This is a genomic window from Nocardia wallacei, from assembly GCF_014466955.1.
GTDB classification, from domain to species: domain Bacteria; phylum Actinomycetota; class Actinomycetes; order Mycobacteriales; family Mycobacteriaceae; genus Nocardia; species Nocardia wallacei.
The window spans coordinates 5016646-5033332 of record NZ_AP023396.1 but is presented as its reverse complement, the minus strand read 5'-3'; the positions used below and the strand labels follow the sequence as shown (position 1 = coordinate 5033332).

Genomic DNA, 16687 nt, shown 5'->3' with positions numbered 1-16687 from the left:
TCGACAGGAACTGACATCAACGTGCGCGGGATTCGGCCTGGTCCCTGGTGTAGCTGCGCGCGACAAGGGCGGAGCGCAAGTACCACAGGCCCGCGGCGTGCGTGGGGTCGAAACCGGTCAGGCTCGCGATGCGCTTGAGTCGGTAGTCCACGGTGTTGGTGTGGACGTGCAGCAGCCGGGCGGTCTTCTGGCGATTGAGGTTGTGCGCGATGTGGGTGCGCAGCGTTTCGAGCAGTTCGGGGTGCTCGTCGAGCGGGACGAGCAGCGAACGCAGGAACTCCAGCCCCGGACCCGGCCGAGTCAGCTGGTACTCGAGCGCCAAGTCGTCGAATCGGTAGAGGCCCGGCTCGAGATCCAGGCGGGTGACCATGTCGAGCAGCTGATGCGCTTGGTCGGCGGCGCTCGGAATGTCGTCGGTCGCGGCGGTGACAACGGTCGCGGTGACCGGGACGCGGGCGGCTTGGGAGAGGGTGGTGATGAGGTGGTGGAGGGTGTCGGTGGGTGTGGTGTGGGGGAGGAGGAGGGTGCCGCCGTCGGTGGAGAGGAGGTGCAGGGGTGTGGTGTGGGTGGTGGTGGCGAGTTGGGCTTGGAGGCGGCGGAGTTTGCGGCGGGCGACGATTTTGGTGTCGAGGAGGGGGTTGTGTTCGTCGGGGTGTGGGGGGATGTGGAGGGCGAGGGTGTGGTAGGTGTCGGTGATGTCGATGCCGCATTCGCGGGCCATGGTGGTGGTGGGGTGTCCGCCGAGGAGGGCGGAGGTGAGGGTGTGGACGGCGGTGTGGTGTTCGGTGACGACGGTTTTGAGTTCGCGGACGTAGGCGGTGGAGACGGTGGTGGTCATGGTGTCGAGCATGTCGACGATGAGTTTGGCGCCGTGGATGAGGTTGTGGTAGTCGGTGTGGGTGAGGGTGGTGTGGGGGTGCCGGTGGTGGTTGTGGTGGTGTGGTTGGTGGTGTGGTTGATGACGAGGTCGAAGCCGATTTTGAAGCCTTCGTGGATGGCGTGGTGGATGGTGTCGATGGGGACGCCTTCGCGGGCCCAGGTGGCGGCGGCGTCGTGGAGGCGTTCGGTTTGCTGGGGGAGGTTGTGGCCGTCGAGGATGTTGATGGCGAGTTCGAGGCAGGTGCGGGTGATGGTGGTGATGTCGCCGTGGATGGCGTCGCCGGGGAGGGTGCCGCAGGGGGCGATGTTTTCGACGAAGTGGCCGACCATGTGTCGGGCGAGGGTGCGGACGTCTTTGAGGGGTGAGGATATGGGGTGTCCGGATACGGTGAGGCCCGGTCGGTCCGGAGTGGCTACAGACATCGAAAGACTCCTTTTCCATCCCCGTGACGGCGTCGCGCGGCCCTTCGGCGACCACCGTCTGGTGGCACTAACTTAACTCGCCAGTAACCTATGTGGCCGGTGGTGACCCCGGATCTGTTCGATCGAGTAACGCCGATGGCGTCGCATGGTGATTCATAACAAAGCGGATGGTTCGCGGACCGCTGTGAACCGTCCCAACCGGTCAGGTGACCAGCGTCGCTATGACCCAAAGTTTGCTGGGCGATTCGATAGCGTCGCGTGCCGCACCTACCGTCGGCACTGCACTGACAACATCATCGTCGGCACGTCCCACGGGAGGGAAACACCATGGACGCGGACGGTTCCGGCGACGAGCGGGACGGCCCGAGGTCACGCCCGCGTACCGGGAAGGATCCTGGAACGTTGATACAGGTCGGGCTGCAACTGGCGTTGGTGTTGCTCGATGCCTCCGATTCGGCAACCTCAGATCTGCTGGTCAAGCTCGAGCAGGCGGCCGCCGAGTGCGCCCGCAGCGCGGTGCCGATCGATACGGTCCAGCACGCGATCCACGAGAGCATCGCCGTCATGATCGAACAGTTCCGGGCGGATCCGCACTGGGCGGGCGGTGCTATCGATCCGTCCGCGGTGGTGCGGGTGCTCGACGTGCTGACCTCCGCGGTGGCCCGGGGATATCGCGGCGAGCTGCAGGGGGAGTAGGACGCCGCGGCGGTGTGCGATCGTGACGATATGCATCTGGTGGTGGCGAATCGGGGCGAGATAGCGGTCCGGCTGTTGCGAACCGCGCGGGATCAGGGATTCACGACGCTGGTCCTGCACACCGGCGAGGAGGCCACCGCGCTGCCGGTGCGGCTGGCCGACGATGCCGTGCAGCTGCCCGGCGAGGGTGCCGCGGCCTACCTCGACAGCGTGGCGGTGGTGGCGGCCGCCCGCAAGGCCGGACCGGGTGCGCTGGTGCACCCGGGTTACGGATTCCTCAGTGAGAGCGCCGATCTCGCGGCGGCCTGTGCCGCGGCGGGTCTGGTCTTCGTGGGCCCGGCGCCGGAGGTGCTGCGTGTCTTCGGCGACAAGGTGGCCGCCCGCGCGGCCGCCGAGCGCGCCGGGGTGCCGGTGCTCGCCGCGACCGCCGCGGGCGCCGGTCCGGCCGAGATCGCGGCTCTGCTGGCCGAGCACCCGCGCGGCATCGTGATCAAGGCCGCCGCCGGTGGCGGCGGCCGCGGCATGCGGGTGGTGCGCGCGGCCGTCGACGTCGAGGACGCGTACCGCCGGTGCCGGGCCGAGGCGCAGACGGGCTTCGGCGACGGAACCCTCTACGCCGAGGCGCTGGCGCCCCGGGCCCGCCATATCGAGGTGCAGGTGGTCGCGGACGGTGCCGAGGCCGCCGCGCTGGGTGACCGCGACTGCAGCGTGCAGCGCCGCCACCAGAAGCTGATCGAGGTGGCGCCCGCGCCGAATCTCGATGCGGCGCTGCGGTTTCGGCTGCACGATGCCGCGGTCCGGATCGCCGAGACGGTGGGCTGCCGCGGCGTGATCACCGTCGAATTCCTGGTCGACGGCGCGGACGCCTGGTTCCTCGAGGTCAACCCCCGGTTGCAGGTCGAACACACCGTGACCGAGGAGGTGTTCGGCGTCGACCTGGTGGCGGTCCAGCTCGACCTGGCGCGTGGCCGCACACTCGCCGAGCTGGCGCTGCCGGATCGTCCGCGCGGCTGGGCGGTGCAGGCGCGGGTGAACGCGGAAAGCATGACCGCACAGGGCGATCCGCTGCCCAGCACGGGTGTCGTCGCGCAGTTCGCGCCGCCGTCGGGCCCCGGTGTGCGAGCCGATACCGCGTGCTTGTCCGGCCTGCGGCAGAGCGCGCGATTCGATTCACTACTGGTGAAGGTGATCGCCCGCGGCTCATCGTTTCCCGCGGCCGTGCGGCGGTGTTCGGATGCGTTGGCGGAGACCGTGATCTCCGGAGTCGGCACCAATATCGGTGTGTTGCGGGCCGTGCTCGACCGTCTCGCAGCACCGGTCACGACCACGTGGTTCGAGGACCACCTCGACGAAATACGCGCACGCGCAGCGGAATACGGCCCCGGTGTGGAGCCCGGCACCGTTGCCCCCGACGATTCGACCGTGCTGCTCGCCGACGAGGAAGCCGTGCGTGCGCCGATGGGCGGCACGGTGATCGCGCTGGCGGAGCCCGGCACCGTCCATGCCGCCGGCGCGGAAGTGGCTGTGCTGGAGGCGATGAAGATGCAGCACGTGGTGCGCGCCGAACGCCCGTTGCGGGTGCTGCGCCGCGCGGTCGCGCCGGGCGCGGTGGTCGACGCGCACGCCGTGCTGCTGACCTGGTCCGCGGCCGAACACGACGGTGAGGTGAGTGAAATCGGCGCGGTGGACCCGGATTTCGTGCGTGCCGACCTGGCGGAGGCGCTGCGACGGCACGAGATCGGCCGGGACGCGGCGCGACCGGAGGCGGTCGCCAAACGGCACCGGATCGGGCGCCGCACCGCCCGCGAGAACATCGCCGACCTCGTGGACCCCGACAGTTTCGTGGAGTACGGCGCGCTGACCGTGGCGGCGCAACGTCAGCGGCGCAGCCTCGAGGAGCTGATCGAGCGGACGCCCGCCGACGGTCTCGTCGCCGGTGTCGCGACCATCGGCGCCGACCGCTTCGGCCCCGAAACCGCACGCGCCGTGGTGATGTCCTACGACTACACGGTGCTCGCGGGCACCCAGGGCGTGCGTAACCACGCCAAGACCGACCGCATGCTCGAACTCGCCCGCGAACAGCGCCTGCCGGTCGTGCTGTTCGCCGAGGGCGGTGGCGGGCGGCCCGGCGACACCGACCACGGCGGCATCTCGGGACTGGACGTCACTACCTTCCGCGCGATGGGCGCGCTGTCGGGCCGGGTGCCGCTCATCGGCATCGTCTCCGGCCGCTGCTTCGCGGGCAACGCGGCCCTGCTGGGCATGTGCGACGTCGTGATCGCCACGCCCGAGGCCAATATCGGGATGGGCGGGCCCGCCATGATCGAGGGCGGCGGGCTCGGGCTGTACGCCCCGGAGGACATCGGGCCCGTCGAGGTGCAGCGCCGCAACGGCGTCGTCCATGTGGTCGCCGCCGACGAGGCCGAGGCCGTCGCCATCGCCCGCCGGTACCTGTCGTACTTCCAAGGGCCGGTAGACGCATGGGAGGCGCCCGATCCGCGGTCGGCGCGGCACGTGGTTCCCGAGAATCGGCTGCGCGCCTTCGACATTCGCGCTGCGGTCGCCGCCGTGGCCGATCTCGGATCGGTACTCGAGCTGCGCCGGGACTGGGGTGTCGGCGTCGTCACCGCGCTGATGCGGGTGGAGGGCCGCCCGTTCGGCGTGATCGCCAACGACTGCCGCCACCTCGGCGGCGCCATCGACGCGCCCGCCGCCGACAAACTCGGCGCCTTCCTGCGACTGTGCGACGCCCACGGTTTGCCCATCGTTTCCCTCTGTGACACACCGGGTTTCATGGTGGGGCCGGAGGCGGAGAAGGACGCCACCGTGACCCGGTTCAGTCGATTGTTCATCGACTCGGCCGCGCTGCGGGTGCCGTTCGGGACGATCATCGTGCGCAAGGGCTACGGTCTCGGCGCCCAGGCCATGGCGGCCGGATCGTTTCGCGCACCGCGATTCGTCGTCGCCTGGCCCACGGGTGAGATCGGCGGCATGGGCCTGGAAGGCGCGGTGCGCCTGGGATTCGCCAAGGAACTCGACGCCATCGCGGACCCGGACGAGCGGCGCGCGGCGTTCGAGAATCTGGTCCGGCTGGCCTACGACAGCGGCAAGGCACTCACCGCGGCGACCGTCGGCGAACTCGACGACGTGATCGATCCCGCCGACACCCGGCGCTGGATCCGGACGTTGCGCTGAGCCGGGGGACTCGAGCGTACGTCCAGTCTGTCAATCCCCCAACGCCCCGGGGCCCTGAGCAACGTCCACATATGCCCTGAACAGCTGTGTTACCTCAGGTTACATATATCACCCCCTAACCTGCCCGATCCGCATGTTCTTTCGGGTGCTTCGCGGTATGTTTGCTGAGCGCGAGCCGGTTCCCTTCGGCTCGTACTCGTCCGTCCGGGCGCGGACGGACGATCTCGGATAGCCGGCGCCGCCGGTTCGGGTGCCTCGTCATCCGGTCGGCGGCGTCGGCGCCGGGGAGAGATCCCGGACGGAAATACCAAGCGCTTGTTAGGCTTTCGCGTCCCGCTGCGGGATTCGCAAGGAATGTCGCTTCGGGTGGCGGCGTCGCGCCGGTGCGGTTAAGCTCGTGCCCAGTTTTTCGAATCCGCCTGTCTACCTGGATGTTTGACCATGTCCGGGGTCAGAGCGCGCTGGTGGATCTCTCCTTGTGGTCGGGGGCTGGAGTGCGGGAGTTGGCAGTGGCTTCGCCGAGCGTCGATGCCGGTATACGTACCGGTCGTTCCGCCTATGTGGCGCCGGCGGTGAGCGCGGTGGTGGCGGGCGGCCTCGCGGTCGCGACCGTCCTCGCCGCACCCGCCGACGTCCGCGTCCCCGCGGCTGTCGGCGCCGCTGTCGCCGCGGTCGTGCTCTGTGCCGCTGTCGCCACGGCCGCGTACTATCGCGAGCGCGCCGCCGCGTACCGTGCCGCGGCCGAGCGGGCGCAGGAGGCCATCGCGGCCGCCACCGCCGAGGCCGCGGCCCGTGTCGCGGCCGCCGAGGGAACGGCCGAAACGCATGCGCGCGAGGCGCAGCGCAGCGAGGCGCGCCGGGCCGCGGCGCTGGCGGCCTTCGCCGGTGCCGCGGGCCGCATGCAGGCCATCAGCACCAGCATGCTGGCGGAACTGCGCGAGATGGAGCACCGCCACGGCGACCCGCGGGTGCTGGCCGACCTGCTGCACCTGGATCACCGCACCGCCCAGGCGGGCCGGCTGGCCGACAGCGTCGCCGTGCTCAGCGGCGCGCGGACCGGTCGGCGCTGGGCCAAACCCATTGCGATGGAATCGATTCTGCGCGGCGCCATGGGCCGGATCGCCGGATATCAGCGGGTCCGGCTGCGCGCCGTCGCCGGCGCCGGGATCGCCGGGCACGCCGCCGAGGGTGTCATGCACGCCCTGGCCGAACTGCTCGACAACGCGTGCAACTTCTCCCCGCCCACCACCGAGGTGCACGTGTACGCCGCCGAGGTGCCCGCCGGAGTGGTGGTCACCATCGAGGACAGCGGCCTGGTCATGAGCGAGTCCGCGCTGCGCCGCGCCGAGCGGGCGGTCTCCGGCACGGACGCCGAAGGCCGTGGCGGAGTGGACCTTTCGTCGCTGAACGGGACGCGGCTGGGCCTCGCGGTGGTCGGCCACCTGGCGCGCAAGCACGGTCTCACGGTGTCGTACCGGCCGTCGGCCATCGGGGGCACGGCGGTGGTCGTGATCGTCCCCCGAGATCTCATCACCCTGGTCGACCGCACCACCGTGACCGGCACCCACGCCGTGGTGGCGCTGGGCGACGAGACCCGCCGCCTGCCGAGCCGCCGCGACGCCCGCACCGCGTCGGCGCATGCGGGGCATGCTCGGTCCGCCGACACGACGGTCGGCGGTGCTTCCTCGGGTCGTGCGCCGACCGACGAAACATCCTCCGGCAGAGCATTGTCCGGCAGCGAATCGCCTCGCGGAGGCTCGAGCGACGAGTCGACCCGCGACAGCGCGCTGCCGGGCAACCGGCTGCCCAGGCGCCGCCGGGGCGACACGTTGGCGACGGCCCATCCGGAGGGCCTGCCGAATCCGAATATTCCGGCGAATCCGGCCGGGCCGAGCCGGGAGGCAGCGTCGCCGCCAGCGAAACCGTCCGCACTGGGCGCCTTTCAACGCGCCCTGTCCGGCCGCGACTCCGTGACCGAGACCCCTTCTGTTGCAGTGGAGAACGATCTATGACAACGTCCGCCCCCGCGCAGCTGGGCTGGCTGCTCGAACAGCTGCTCGCCCGCACCCCGCAGACCCGCCACGCCCTGCTGCTGTCCAGCGACGGGCTCAAGATCTGCCATACCCCGGAGCTGTCGGCCGACAAGGCCGACCAACTCGCCGCCATCGCCGCCGGAATCCAGAGCCTCTCGCACGGCGCGTCCGCCGAATTCGGTTCCGGCCGGGCCGGTGTGCGGCAGTCGATGACCGAGTTCTACGGCGGCATCCTGTTCATCGTCGAGGCCGGTATGGGCGCGCACGTCGCGGTCGTCGCGGCCGAGGACGCCGACGCCGGCCTGGTCGGGCACAACATGCGCGAGCTGGTGGAACAGGTCGGGGAGTACCTGGCGGCCGCCCCGCGCGACCGGGGTGTGCCGTGACCGGCTCGATCCGAGACGAGAACCCGGACCGCCTGTACACGTTGACCGGAGGGCGCAGCAAGCCCGACATCGAGGCGTTCGATCTGGTGACTCTCGTTGTGAGCGAATGCGATCCGGCGCCCGGTATGCAATCGGAGCTGGCCGCGATCCTGGACCTGTGCCGGGCCCCGACCGCCGTGGTCGAGATCGCCGCGGAGCTGCGCCTGCCGGTCGGCATCGCCACCATTCTGCTCGCGGACCTGCTGGCCGCGGGGAAGATCACCGTGCGCCACCCCCGGCCCGCCGCCGAGCTGCCCGGCACCTGGGCCTCGGTTACCGATGCCGCCACCCTGGAGAAGGTACTCGTTGGACTTCGTAAGCTGTGATCCCGCACCGGCTCGGGCCGACGCACCGCTCAGCGGCACCGCGCGGCACGGTCTCAAGATCGTCGTGGTCGGCGGGTTCGGCGTCGGGAAGACGACGCTGGTGCGCTCGGTCAGCGAGATCCGCCCGCTGCACACCGAGGCGGCGATGACGGATGCCGGTGTGGGCGTGGACGTCGCGCTCGGCGTGCCGGGCAAGACCACCACCACGGTCGCCTTCGACTTCGGCCGCATCACCCTCGACGACGAGCATGTGCTGTATCTGTTCGGCGCGCCGGGCCAGGAGCGGTTCTGGTTCCTGTGGGACCGCCTGTTCGCCGGATCGCTGGGCGCGGTGGTGCTGGTGGATCCCCGCCGCATTGCCGACTGCTGGTACGCCGTCGACCGGCTGGAGCATCAGGGCACGCGATTCGTGGTGGCCTGCAACGACTTCGGCATCGAATCGTTCCGGCTCGACGAGGTCCGCGATGCGCTGGACCTGGACCCGCACGTGCCGCTGCTGGGCTGCGACGCGCGCTCCCGCGAATCGTCCAAGCGCGTGCTGATCACCCTGGTCGAACATCTGCACGCCGCCGCCCGCACCCCGGAGACCGCGTCATGACCGTGCCCGAACTGGAGGCGGGCGCCACCGGCTGCCCGATCCGCACCGAAGCCGCGCTGGTCCCGCTCAGCGGACCGCGTTTCCACACCGACCCGCACCGGCTCTACACCGAGATGCGCGGCGACCACGGGCCGGTGGTCGCGGTCGAACTGACCGGCGGCATCCCGGCCTGGCTGGTGATCGGCTACCGCGAACTGCACCAGGTCACCAGTGATCCGGAGCTGTTCCCGCGCGACGTCGGGCTGTGGAATCAGTGGCCGCACATCCCGGCGGACTGGCCGCTGCTGCCCATGGTCGGGCAGCCCATGCCGTCGATCTACTTCACCGCGGGGGCCGAGCATCGCCGCCACGTCGAGATGGTGGAACCGGCGCTGGAGACGGTGGACCCGTTCGAATTGCGCCGCACCTGTGAGGATCTGGCGGATCGCCTGATCGACGCCTTCTGCGGGCGCGGTGAGGCCGACCTGATGGCCGAGTTCGCCGAACTGCTGCCGGTGCTCGCGCTCGCGCGGGTGCTGGGCATCCCGGACGCGGAGGCGCCCGAGCTGGCGTGGACGATGAAGACGCTGGCCGACGGCGGCGCCGAGGCGCAGGCGGCGTACCAGCGTTTCCACGAGCTGATGCGGCAGCTGGTGGCGATCAAGCACGAGCGCCCCGGGCCCGACCTGGTGTCGGTGATGCTGCGCTCGCCCGAGCCGTTCACCGACGAGGAGTACGCGCTCGACCTGCAGGCCATCATCGCCGCCGGGCATCTCCCCAGTGCGGACTGGCTGGTGAACTCGCTGCGGCTGATGCTCACCGACGAGCGCTTCGCGGCGGCCTTCGGTGGCGGGCGGCGCAGCGTCGGGCAGGCGATGAACGAGGCGCTGTGGGAGGACACGCCCACCCAGATCCTCGCCGGTCGCTGGGCCGCGCGCGATACCCGGCTGGCCGACAAGGTGATCCACCGCGGTGACATGCTGCTGCTGGGACTGGCCGCCGCGAACGCCGACCCGCACGTGCGCCAGCACATCGCCGACACCGAGCCCGCGCATTCCGGCAACAGCGCGCACTTCGCGTTCAGCCACGGCGAATACCGCTGCCCGTTCCCGGCGCAGCAGATCGCCGAGATCATCGCCCGAACCGGTATCGAGGTGCTGCTGGACCGGCTGCCCGATATCGAGCTGGCGGTGCCGGCGGGCAGCCTGGTGCGCCGCCCGTCGCCGTTCCTGCGCGGAATGACTTCGCTCCCAGTCCGTTTCACTCCCGTTCGCGCGGTCGGAGGTTTGCCGTGAGCGCACAATGTCCCTTGGTTGTCGACCCGATGATCGGCGATCTGGCCGGGGAGACCGCCCGGCTGCGGGCGGCCGGTCCCCTCACCCGGCTCGAATTGCTCGGCGTGCCCGCGTGGACCGTCACCGAGCACGCCCTCGCCCGGCAGCTGCTGGTCGATCCGCGGCTGGTCAAGGACATCGGCGCATGGTCGCTGTGGACGTCGGGGGCGGTGACCCGGCAGTGGCCGCTGATCGGCATGATCGACGCCGGGCGGTCCATGTTCACCGTCGACGGCGCCGAGCATCGCCGATTACGCATCAAGACCACGCAGGCCCTGACGCCGCGGCGACTACACGCGTTGCGGCCCATGATCGAACGGTTCACCACCGAACTGCTCGACGACCTGGCGGCCGCCGCCACCGGTGACGACCCCGTGGATCTGAAGGCCGTGTTCGCCTACCCGCTGCCGATGCGGGTGATCAGCGAACTGATGGGGGTGCCGCGCTCGGACCATCCGATGCTGCTGGACGCCTACAAGAAATTCTTCTCCCTGCTGACCCCGCAGGACGAGCGGCTGCGGGTGATCGAGGACCTGGACGTCTACTACTACGACATGGTCCGCGAGAAGACCGCCGACCCCACCGACGATCTGACGACCGCGCTCATCCAGGCCGACGAGGGCGGGGAGCCGCTGACCGAGGAAGAGGTGGTCGGCAATCTGAAGGCCCTGGTCGCCGCAGGGCACGAGACGACCGTCAGCCTCATCCTCGCCACGGTGCGGGCCCTGCTGACCCACCCGGACCAGTTCGAGCGGGTCCGTAGCGGCGACATCGAGTGGAAGCAGGCGATCGAGGAGACGCTGCGCTGGGACGGCCCGGTGATCCATCTGCTGATGCGATTCGCCACCGAGGACATCACCGTCGGCGACACGGTCGTCGAAAAGGGCGAGGGGGTGGTGATGTCGTATCGCGCGATCGGCCGCGACACCGCCGTGCACGGCGCCGACGCCGACGAATTCGACCTGACCCGCCCCACCTCCGGACGCAATATCTCCTTCGGCTACGGGCCGCACGTGTGCCCCGGCGCCGCGCTCGCCCGGCTGGAGGCCGCCATCGCGCTCCCGGCCCTGTTCGACCGTTTCCCCGCGTTGCGGCTCGCCGGGCCGGTCGAGGAGATCCGCAATCTGCCGGTGCTGACCCAGAACGATCTCGCGGAATTTCCCGTGCGGTTGGGCTGACCCGGGATTCGTGCCGTGATGCGGGCCGGTTGCCGTGACAGACTGGTGCCCGTGAGCGAGCTGGTGAACGAATTGTCGACACGAGGAACCGAGTGCGGCGCGATCGCGGTCGTGGGCGCGGCGTGCGGTGCGGGGGAGGCGGCGTGGTGAGTGAGTCGACGAATCCGCCTGCGGCACAGAATGATTCGAGCAGGCCGCTACCGGACCGCGGGATGGTGATCGGCACCGGGCTGCTCTGGCTGGCGAAGTGGTCGGTGTGCATCGTCGCGGTCGCGGCGGGTGCCTGGGTGCTGGCCTACCTCGTCGCCAAGCTGTGGGTGGTGGTGTTGCCGGTGCTGCTGGCGCTGGTCGTCGCGACCGTGCTGTGGCCGCCGACCCGCTGGCTCACCCGCCACCGCTTCCCGCCGGCCGCGGCGGCCGCGACCGTGGTGCTCGGCTTTCTCGCGCTGTTCGCCGGCATCATCGCGCTGATCGTGCCGTCGGTCGTGGACCAGGCGCCGGAGCTGGCCGATCGGTCCAGCGCCGGTATCCACCAGGTGCAGGACTGGCTGCAGGGGCCGCCGCTGAACATCCGGCAGGAGCAGCTGGATTCGGCGGTGGACGCGATCGTGAACCGGCTGCAGTCCAGCTCCGAGCGGATCGCGTCGGGCGTCTTCAGCGGGGTGAGCACGGCCACCTCGACCGTGGTCACGCTGTTCCTGGTGCTGATCCTGACGTTCTTCTTCATCAAGGACGGGCCGCGGTTCCTGCCGTGGCTGCACGCGCTGCTGGGTAGCCGGGGCGGTCGTCATTTCGAAGAGGTGCTGAACCGGGTCTGGGTCACGCTGGGCGGGTTCATCCGGACCCAGGCGCTGGTGAGCCTGATCGATGCGGTCTTCATCGGGGCCGGTCTGGTGATCCTGCACGTGCCGCTGGCGATGGTGCTGGCGGTGATCACCTTCATCGGTGGGTTCGTGCCGATGGTCGGCGCGTTCGTCGCCGGGGCGCTGGCGGTGCTGGTCGCGTTGGTGGCCAACGGCTTCACCACGGCGCTGATCGTGCTCGGCATCATCATCGCGGTGCAGCAGATCGAGGGCAATGTGCTGCAGCCGGTGCTGCAGAGCCGCAGCATGAAGTTGCACGCCGTGATCGTGCTGCTCGCCGTCACCGCCGGTGGCTCGATCTTCGGGATCGTCGGCGCGTTCCTCGCGGTGCCGGTGGCCGCCGTGGTGGCCGTGGTGGTCCGCTATATCGGCGAGCAGATCGATCTGGTCACCGCGCCGCCTCCGGGGGAGGAACCCGACAAGGTCGTGGCGAGCTCGGATTGAACGTATCCGTCATCGAAAAATGAACAGGTACAGCCGATTCCGGGCATCGGCCGGCGCTGCGCGCTCTACACTCGCGGCGTGACCATTCCGAGCGAATCCATCGGCAGTATCCCCCGTCCCGCCGACCTGCTCGACGCGTTGGCGGCGTACCAGTCCGGCGACCTGGACGCCGCGGCCCTTGCCGAACGGCAGCGGCGTGCCGTCGCCGAGACCATCGACAGCCTGGTCGCCCTCGGCTCCCGCGTGGTGACCGACGGCGAGCAGGCCAAACCCAGCTTCGCCACCTATCCGATCACGGGCCTGCCCGGCCTGGCGCCCGACGGCGCGGTGATCCCGTTCGCCGACGGGCATCAGCGGCAGCTGCCCCGGCTCACCGCGGGGCCGTTCCGCTATCAAATCTACGCGGAGCGTTATCTGCGTGCCGCGCAAGAACTTTCGCCGGTGCCGGTGAAGCAGGCGGTGATCGCGCCGTCGGCGTTGAGCCTGCTGTATCCCGCCGACGGCATCGAGGGCTATCCGCGCGAGGCGTTTCTGTCCGACCTGGCCGACGAGGCCGAGCGGGATATCCGCGGCTGTCTCGACGCGGGCGCGCACCGGGTGCAGCTGGATTTCACCGAGGGCCGGCTGTCGCTGAAGCTGGATCCCAGCGGCGGCGTGCTGGACAGCTTCATCGAGTTGAACAACACTGTGCTGCAACGCTTCTCCGCCGACGAGCGGGCTCGCATCGGCGTGCACACCTGCCCCGGCGGTGACCAGGACTCCACCCACAGTCTCGATGTCGACTACTCGGCGCTGCTGCCGAAACTGTTGCAGCTGCGGGCCGGAGCGTTCTATGTGCAACTGGCCAGCGAGCCGGACCCGGACAAGGTGCTGGCCGTCATCGCCGAGCACCTGCCCGCCGACGCCACCGTCTTCGTGGGCGTCACCGACCCGATCGATCCGGAGGTGGAGACCGCGGAGCAGGTCCGCGATCGCGTGCTGAGCGCCGCGCGCTACCTGCCGGTGGAGCGGCTGGGCACCTGCGACGACTGCGGTTTCGCGCCGTTCGCCGACGATATCTCCACCTCCCGCGAGACCGCGTTCGCGAAGATCCGGGCCCGCCTGGAGGGGACCGCGCTGGCGGCCGAACAGTTGGGCGTCTGATCGGGGGTAGCGAGGCGCGGTGCGGCGGCGTGCGCGGGTCCTACCGGGCGCGGGGCGTGGTGAGGGTCGCGGCGTAGCGGCTGAGCCGGTCCGGCCGCAGATCCTCGCGGGCGACGCCGGGGTCGCCGTATCGGAAGACGCCGTCGTGGGCGAGGGCGGGTAGGCGCGGTTCGTCGAGCTGTTCGGCGGCGAAACGGTACAGTTCGGGCAGTTTCGGCAGGATCACCCCGTAATCGATGGTGCGGGCCGCGCGGCCCTCCAGCGCGAGGATGTCCCGGATCGTCATGCCGTGCAAGGGATAACGCTCGGGGAACACGTTGCGCAGGTCCAGGAACATGCGCACGGCGGCGCCGCGCGGATCGGCGAGATGCCGGGCCGCGCGCCCGAGCCGGCCCACTGCCAGCTCGGGTCGCTCGGCGAGGGCCTGGGTGAACAGCACCCGCACCAGCGTCACGTTCATCATGAAGCGTTCGGCCGGTAGCTCGGCCGCGGCGAGCGCCTCGCTGTCCAGGTAGCCGGTGACCACGCTGCGGTTGTGCGCCCGGTACCAGGTGGCGGGAGAGGGCGCGGTGAGGAATTCGAGCCAGCCCCGCACCTCCGGCACCGTCGCCTCGGCGCCCGCGTCCCACAGCAGCCGAGCGGCCAGCTTGTCCCGCAGCAGCCGATCGTTGATCGCCCGCCACCACGGGCTGCCCGACACCGGATGCAGCACCCCGCGCCCCAACTCCCAACGCAGAAAGGTCAGCTCGGCCCGCTGATACCCCGGCACCCCATCCGGATAGAACCCCGCCGCCAGCCGCAACCGATCCTCCGGCCGCGAATGAGCAACCGCAACCTGCGCATCCGCAAACCCGGTGGCCTGATCGAGATCCATTGCGGCCTACTGTACCGCCGCGCCGACCCCGTCCCGCGCACGTGTCGGCTGTCTGCGGGCTCGGTTGGTGGCGGGGTCAGATCGAGTGGGCGTGGTCCTTTGCGGGGCGGGTGGGGGCGGGATCCTCGGGGAGGGGATCGGGGGGTGTGGGGTGGGTCTGCTTGCGTCGCAACCAGGAAGGGGACCACCAGCTGGTCTCGCCGAGTAGTTTCATGGTGGCGGGGACGAGGAGGACGCGCAGGATGGCGGCGTCGATGAACAGGGCCGTCACCATGCCGACCGCGATGTACTGCATCATCACCAGGTCGGACAGGGCGAAGGCGCCGGTCACCACGAGCAGGATCAGGGCCGCGGCGGTGATGATGCGGCCGGTGCTCGCGACACCCGTGCGGATCGCCGCGGTGGTGGGCGCGCCCGCCGCGCGTGCCTCGACGATACGGGCCAGCAGGAAGATCTCGTAGTCGGTGGACAGCCCGTAGATGACCGAGATGATCAGCACCAGCACCAGCGACATGATCGGCTGTGGCGTGAAACCCAGCAGCCCGGCGCCGTGCCCTTCGACGAAGATCCAGGTCAGGATGCCGAGCGTGGACCCGAGGCCGAGCAGGTTCAGCAGGCCCGCCTTCAGCGGCAGCACCAGCGAGCCGAAGGTGAGCACCATCAGCACCGTGGTGGCCAGGAAGACCAGTGCCACCATCAGCGGCATGCGCGCGAGCAGCGCGTCGACGCTGTCCTTCTCCACGGCCGGTTGGCCGCCGACCATGAGCACGGTGCCGCTCGGCAGCGGCATCGACCGCAGATAGTCGATGGTCGCGTCGGCGTCGGCGTCGGCGGCGAGCACGGTGTTGGTGGTGAAGACGCTGGACTGCGCCGGTCGTTGCAGCAGCGCGGGGAACGGCGCGGCCAGTCCGGGAGCCCGATTCGCCTGTGCCAGAACCGAATCGGTGGTGCGGGGGTCGTAGGTGATCAGCACCAGGTCGACCGGGTCGATCTGGCGCAGCGGGAAGATCTCGTCGAAGTGCTGCTGCGCCAGTCGGGTCGGGTGATCCGGTGGCAGGAACCGTTCGCTGATGGTTCCGAACGTCACGTTCGCGACCGGAGCGATGAGCAGCAGCAGCGCCGCGCACACCGGAACAGCCACGGCCAGCGGCCTTTTCATCACCCGCCCGGCGATCCGGCCCCAGATGTTGCCGTCGCGCACCGCATCGGGGGGCCGCACCCGGCGGAACCGGTCGAAGCCCAGCCAGTCCACGCGGCGGCCCAGCACGGCGAGCAGCGCGGGCAGTACGGTGACGGCGGTGAGCGCCGCCAGCGCCACGGTGACCATCGAACCGTAGGCGAACGAACGCAGAAATCCCTGCGGGAACAACAGGATTCCGGCCGCGGCGCAGATGACGATGGTCGCGGAGAAGATCACGGTGCGCCCGGCGGTCGACACGCTGCGCCGGACCGCGTCCGCGACATCGCGCCCGGCGGCGAGTTCCTCGCGGAACCGGCTCACGATGAACAGTCCGTAGTCGATGGCCAGGCCGAGTCCGATCATCGAGACCACCGGTGACACAAAGGAATTCACTTCGGTCACGGTGGTGAGCAGTCGGATGATCCCCCACGCCGCGCCCACCGTCAGCCCGCCCACGATCAGCGGCAGCGCCGCCGCCACCACGCCGCCGAACACGAAGAACAGCAGCACCGCCACGGCCGGGATGGCGAACAGTTCCATCCGGTGCTGGTCGTGGGTCATGGTGTCGTTGAGCGCGCCCGCGACCGCCTGCCCGCCCGCTACTTCCATCCGGATGCCCGGAATGTCGAAGGAGCCCTTCACTTTCCGGAAGTTGCGCATCGTCTCGGTGTCGCTGCCGCCGCTGATGGCGACGGAGGCGAACGCGTGCTTGCGGTCCGCCGAGCCGAACAGGTCCGGCAGCGTCATCCCGGTGTCGGTGGGCCAGTACGCCCCGTTGATCTTGGCGATCTCGGCGGGATGGCGCTGCGGCAGGCTGTTGAGGCTCTCCACGACCGTGCGCGCGAACGCCGGATCGTCGATGGTGCCGCCCTCGGGAGCGTGGTACAGCAGGATCACGTCGGCGCTGTGGTCATGGCCGAAGACCTGGTCTTTCACCCGCGCGGCCCGTGCCGACTCCGAGGTCGGATCGTCCCAGCCGCTGGAGCTGAGATGGTCGCCGAGCCCGAGCCCGTAGCCGCCGAGGGCGAGCAGGCCGAGCCCGGTCACCACGATCACCGTGAAGCGCCGCCGTACCACGATCTCTGCCCAGTGCGCGAACTCGGCGAACAATCCGGCT

At 70.1% G+C, this 16687-nt stretch carries 14 protein-coding genes; 10 read left to right on the top strand and 4 right to left on the bottom strand.

From position 1 onward, the window contains the following. Positions 1-16 precede the first annotated feature (16 nt). Together NWFMUON74_RS36775 and NWFMUON74_RS36770 are read right to left on the bottom strand one after the other, a co-directional pair. Complete coding sequence (locus tag NWFMUON74_RS36775) at positions 17-838, bottom strand: PucR family transcriptional regulator (RefSeq protein ID WP_342452770.1); 822 nt, start codon at positions 836-838, stop codon at positions 17-19. Then, positions 835-1302, bottom strand: coding sequence for an RsbRD N-terminal domain-containing protein (locus NWFMUON74_RS36770; RefSeq protein WP_342452769.1), 468 nt, complete (start codon positions 1300-1302; stop codon positions 835-837). Before NWFMUON74_RS36770 ends, NWFMUON74_RS36775 begins: the two co-directional genes overlap by 4 nt. 327 nt (positions 1303-1629) lie before the next feature. Here NWFMUON74_RS36770 and NWFMUON74_RS22135 point away from each other — a divergent pair, with 327 nt between their 5' ends. The 10 genes from NWFMUON74_RS22135 to NWFMUON74_RS22090 all read left to right on the top strand — a co-directional run bounded on the left by NWFMUON74_RS22135 (position 1630) and on the right by NWFMUON74_RS22090 (position 13516). Then, the gene (locus NWFMUON74_RS22135) at positions 1630-1998 is read left to right on the top strand and encodes an RsbRD N-terminal domain-containing protein (protein WP_187683745.1); all 369 of its coding nucleotides are present in this window, start codon (positions 1630-1632) and stop codon (positions 1996-1998) included. A 30-nt stretch (positions 1999-2028) separates the two neighbouring features. Beyond that, entirely contained in the window at positions 2029-5193 is a 3165-nt protein-coding gene (locus NWFMUON74_RS22130; protein ID WP_187683744.1) for an acetyl-CoA carboxylase family protein, read from the top strand. A gap of 509 nt (positions 5194-5702) precedes the next feature. Beyond that, the gene (locus NWFMUON74_RS22125; protein ID WP_232110509.1) at positions 5703-7205 is read left to right on the top strand and encodes a sensor histidine kinase; all 1503 of its coding nucleotides are present in this window, start codon (positions 5703-5705) and stop codon (positions 7203-7205) included. Then, on the top strand, positions 7202-7612 hold the full coding sequence (locus NWFMUON74_RS22120; protein WP_187683742.1) for a roadblock/LC7 domain-containing protein: 411 nt from the start codon (positions 7202-7204) through the stop codon (positions 7610-7612). Before NWFMUON74_RS22125 ends, NWFMUON74_RS22120 begins: the two co-directional genes overlap by 4 nt. Beyond that, a complete protein-coding gene (locus NWFMUON74_RS22115) occupies positions 7609-7977 on the top strand; it encodes a DUF742 domain-containing protein (protein ID WP_187683741.1) in 369 nt (122 codons plus the stop codon). The genes NWFMUON74_RS22120 and NWFMUON74_RS22115 overlap by 4 nt, the downstream gene beginning before the upstream one ends. Continuing rightward, the gene (locus tag NWFMUON74_RS22110; protein WP_425300453.1) at positions 7958-8575 is read left to right on the top strand and encodes a GTP-binding protein; all 618 of its coding nucleotides are present in this window, start codon (positions 7958-7960) and stop codon (positions 8573-8575) included. Before NWFMUON74_RS22115 ends, NWFMUON74_RS22110 begins: the two co-directional genes overlap by 20 nt. Then, positions 8572-9849, top strand: coding sequence for a cytochrome P450 (locus NWFMUON74_RS22105; protein WP_187683739.1), 1278 nt, complete (start codon positions 8572-8574; stop codon positions 9847-9849). Before NWFMUON74_RS22110 ends, NWFMUON74_RS22105 begins: the two co-directional genes overlap by 4 nt. After that, complete coding sequence (locus NWFMUON74_RS22100; RefSeq protein WP_232110508.1) at positions 9846-11066, top strand: cytochrome P450 family protein; 1221 nt, start codon at positions 9846-9848, stop codon at positions 11064-11066. The genes NWFMUON74_RS22105 and NWFMUON74_RS22100 overlap by 4 nt, the downstream gene beginning before the upstream one ends. 146 nt (positions 11067-11212) lie before the next feature. Further along, positions 11213-12373: an AI-2E family transporter gene (locus NWFMUON74_RS22095; protein ID WP_425300454.1), complete on the top strand. Its 1161-nt coding sequence runs from the start codon at positions 11213-11215 to the stop codon at positions 12371-12373. 78 nt (positions 12374-12451) lie between these two features. After that, positions 12452-13516 (top strand): cobalamin-independent methionine synthase II family protein, encoded by a 1065-nt coding sequence (locus NWFMUON74_RS22090; RefSeq protein ID WP_187683738.1) that lies wholly within the window; start codon positions 12452-12454, stop codon positions 13514-13516. Positions 13517-13556: 40 nt separating this feature from the next. Here the strand turns inward: NWFMUON74_RS22090 and NWFMUON74_RS22085 are convergent, their stop codons facing one another. Beyond that, complete coding sequence (locus NWFMUON74_RS22085; protein WP_187683737.1) at positions 13557-14390, bottom strand: hypothetical protein; 834 nt, start codon at positions 14388-14390, stop codon at positions 13557-13559. Between the two features lie 76 nt (positions 14391-14466). Further along, the gene (locus NWFMUON74_RS22080) at positions 14467-16680 is read right to left on the bottom strand and encodes an MMPL family transporter (protein WP_187683736.1); all 2214 of its coding nucleotides are present in this window, start codon (positions 16678-16680) and stop codon (positions 14467-14469) included. Between the last annotated feature and the right edge of the window lie 7 nt (positions 16681-16687).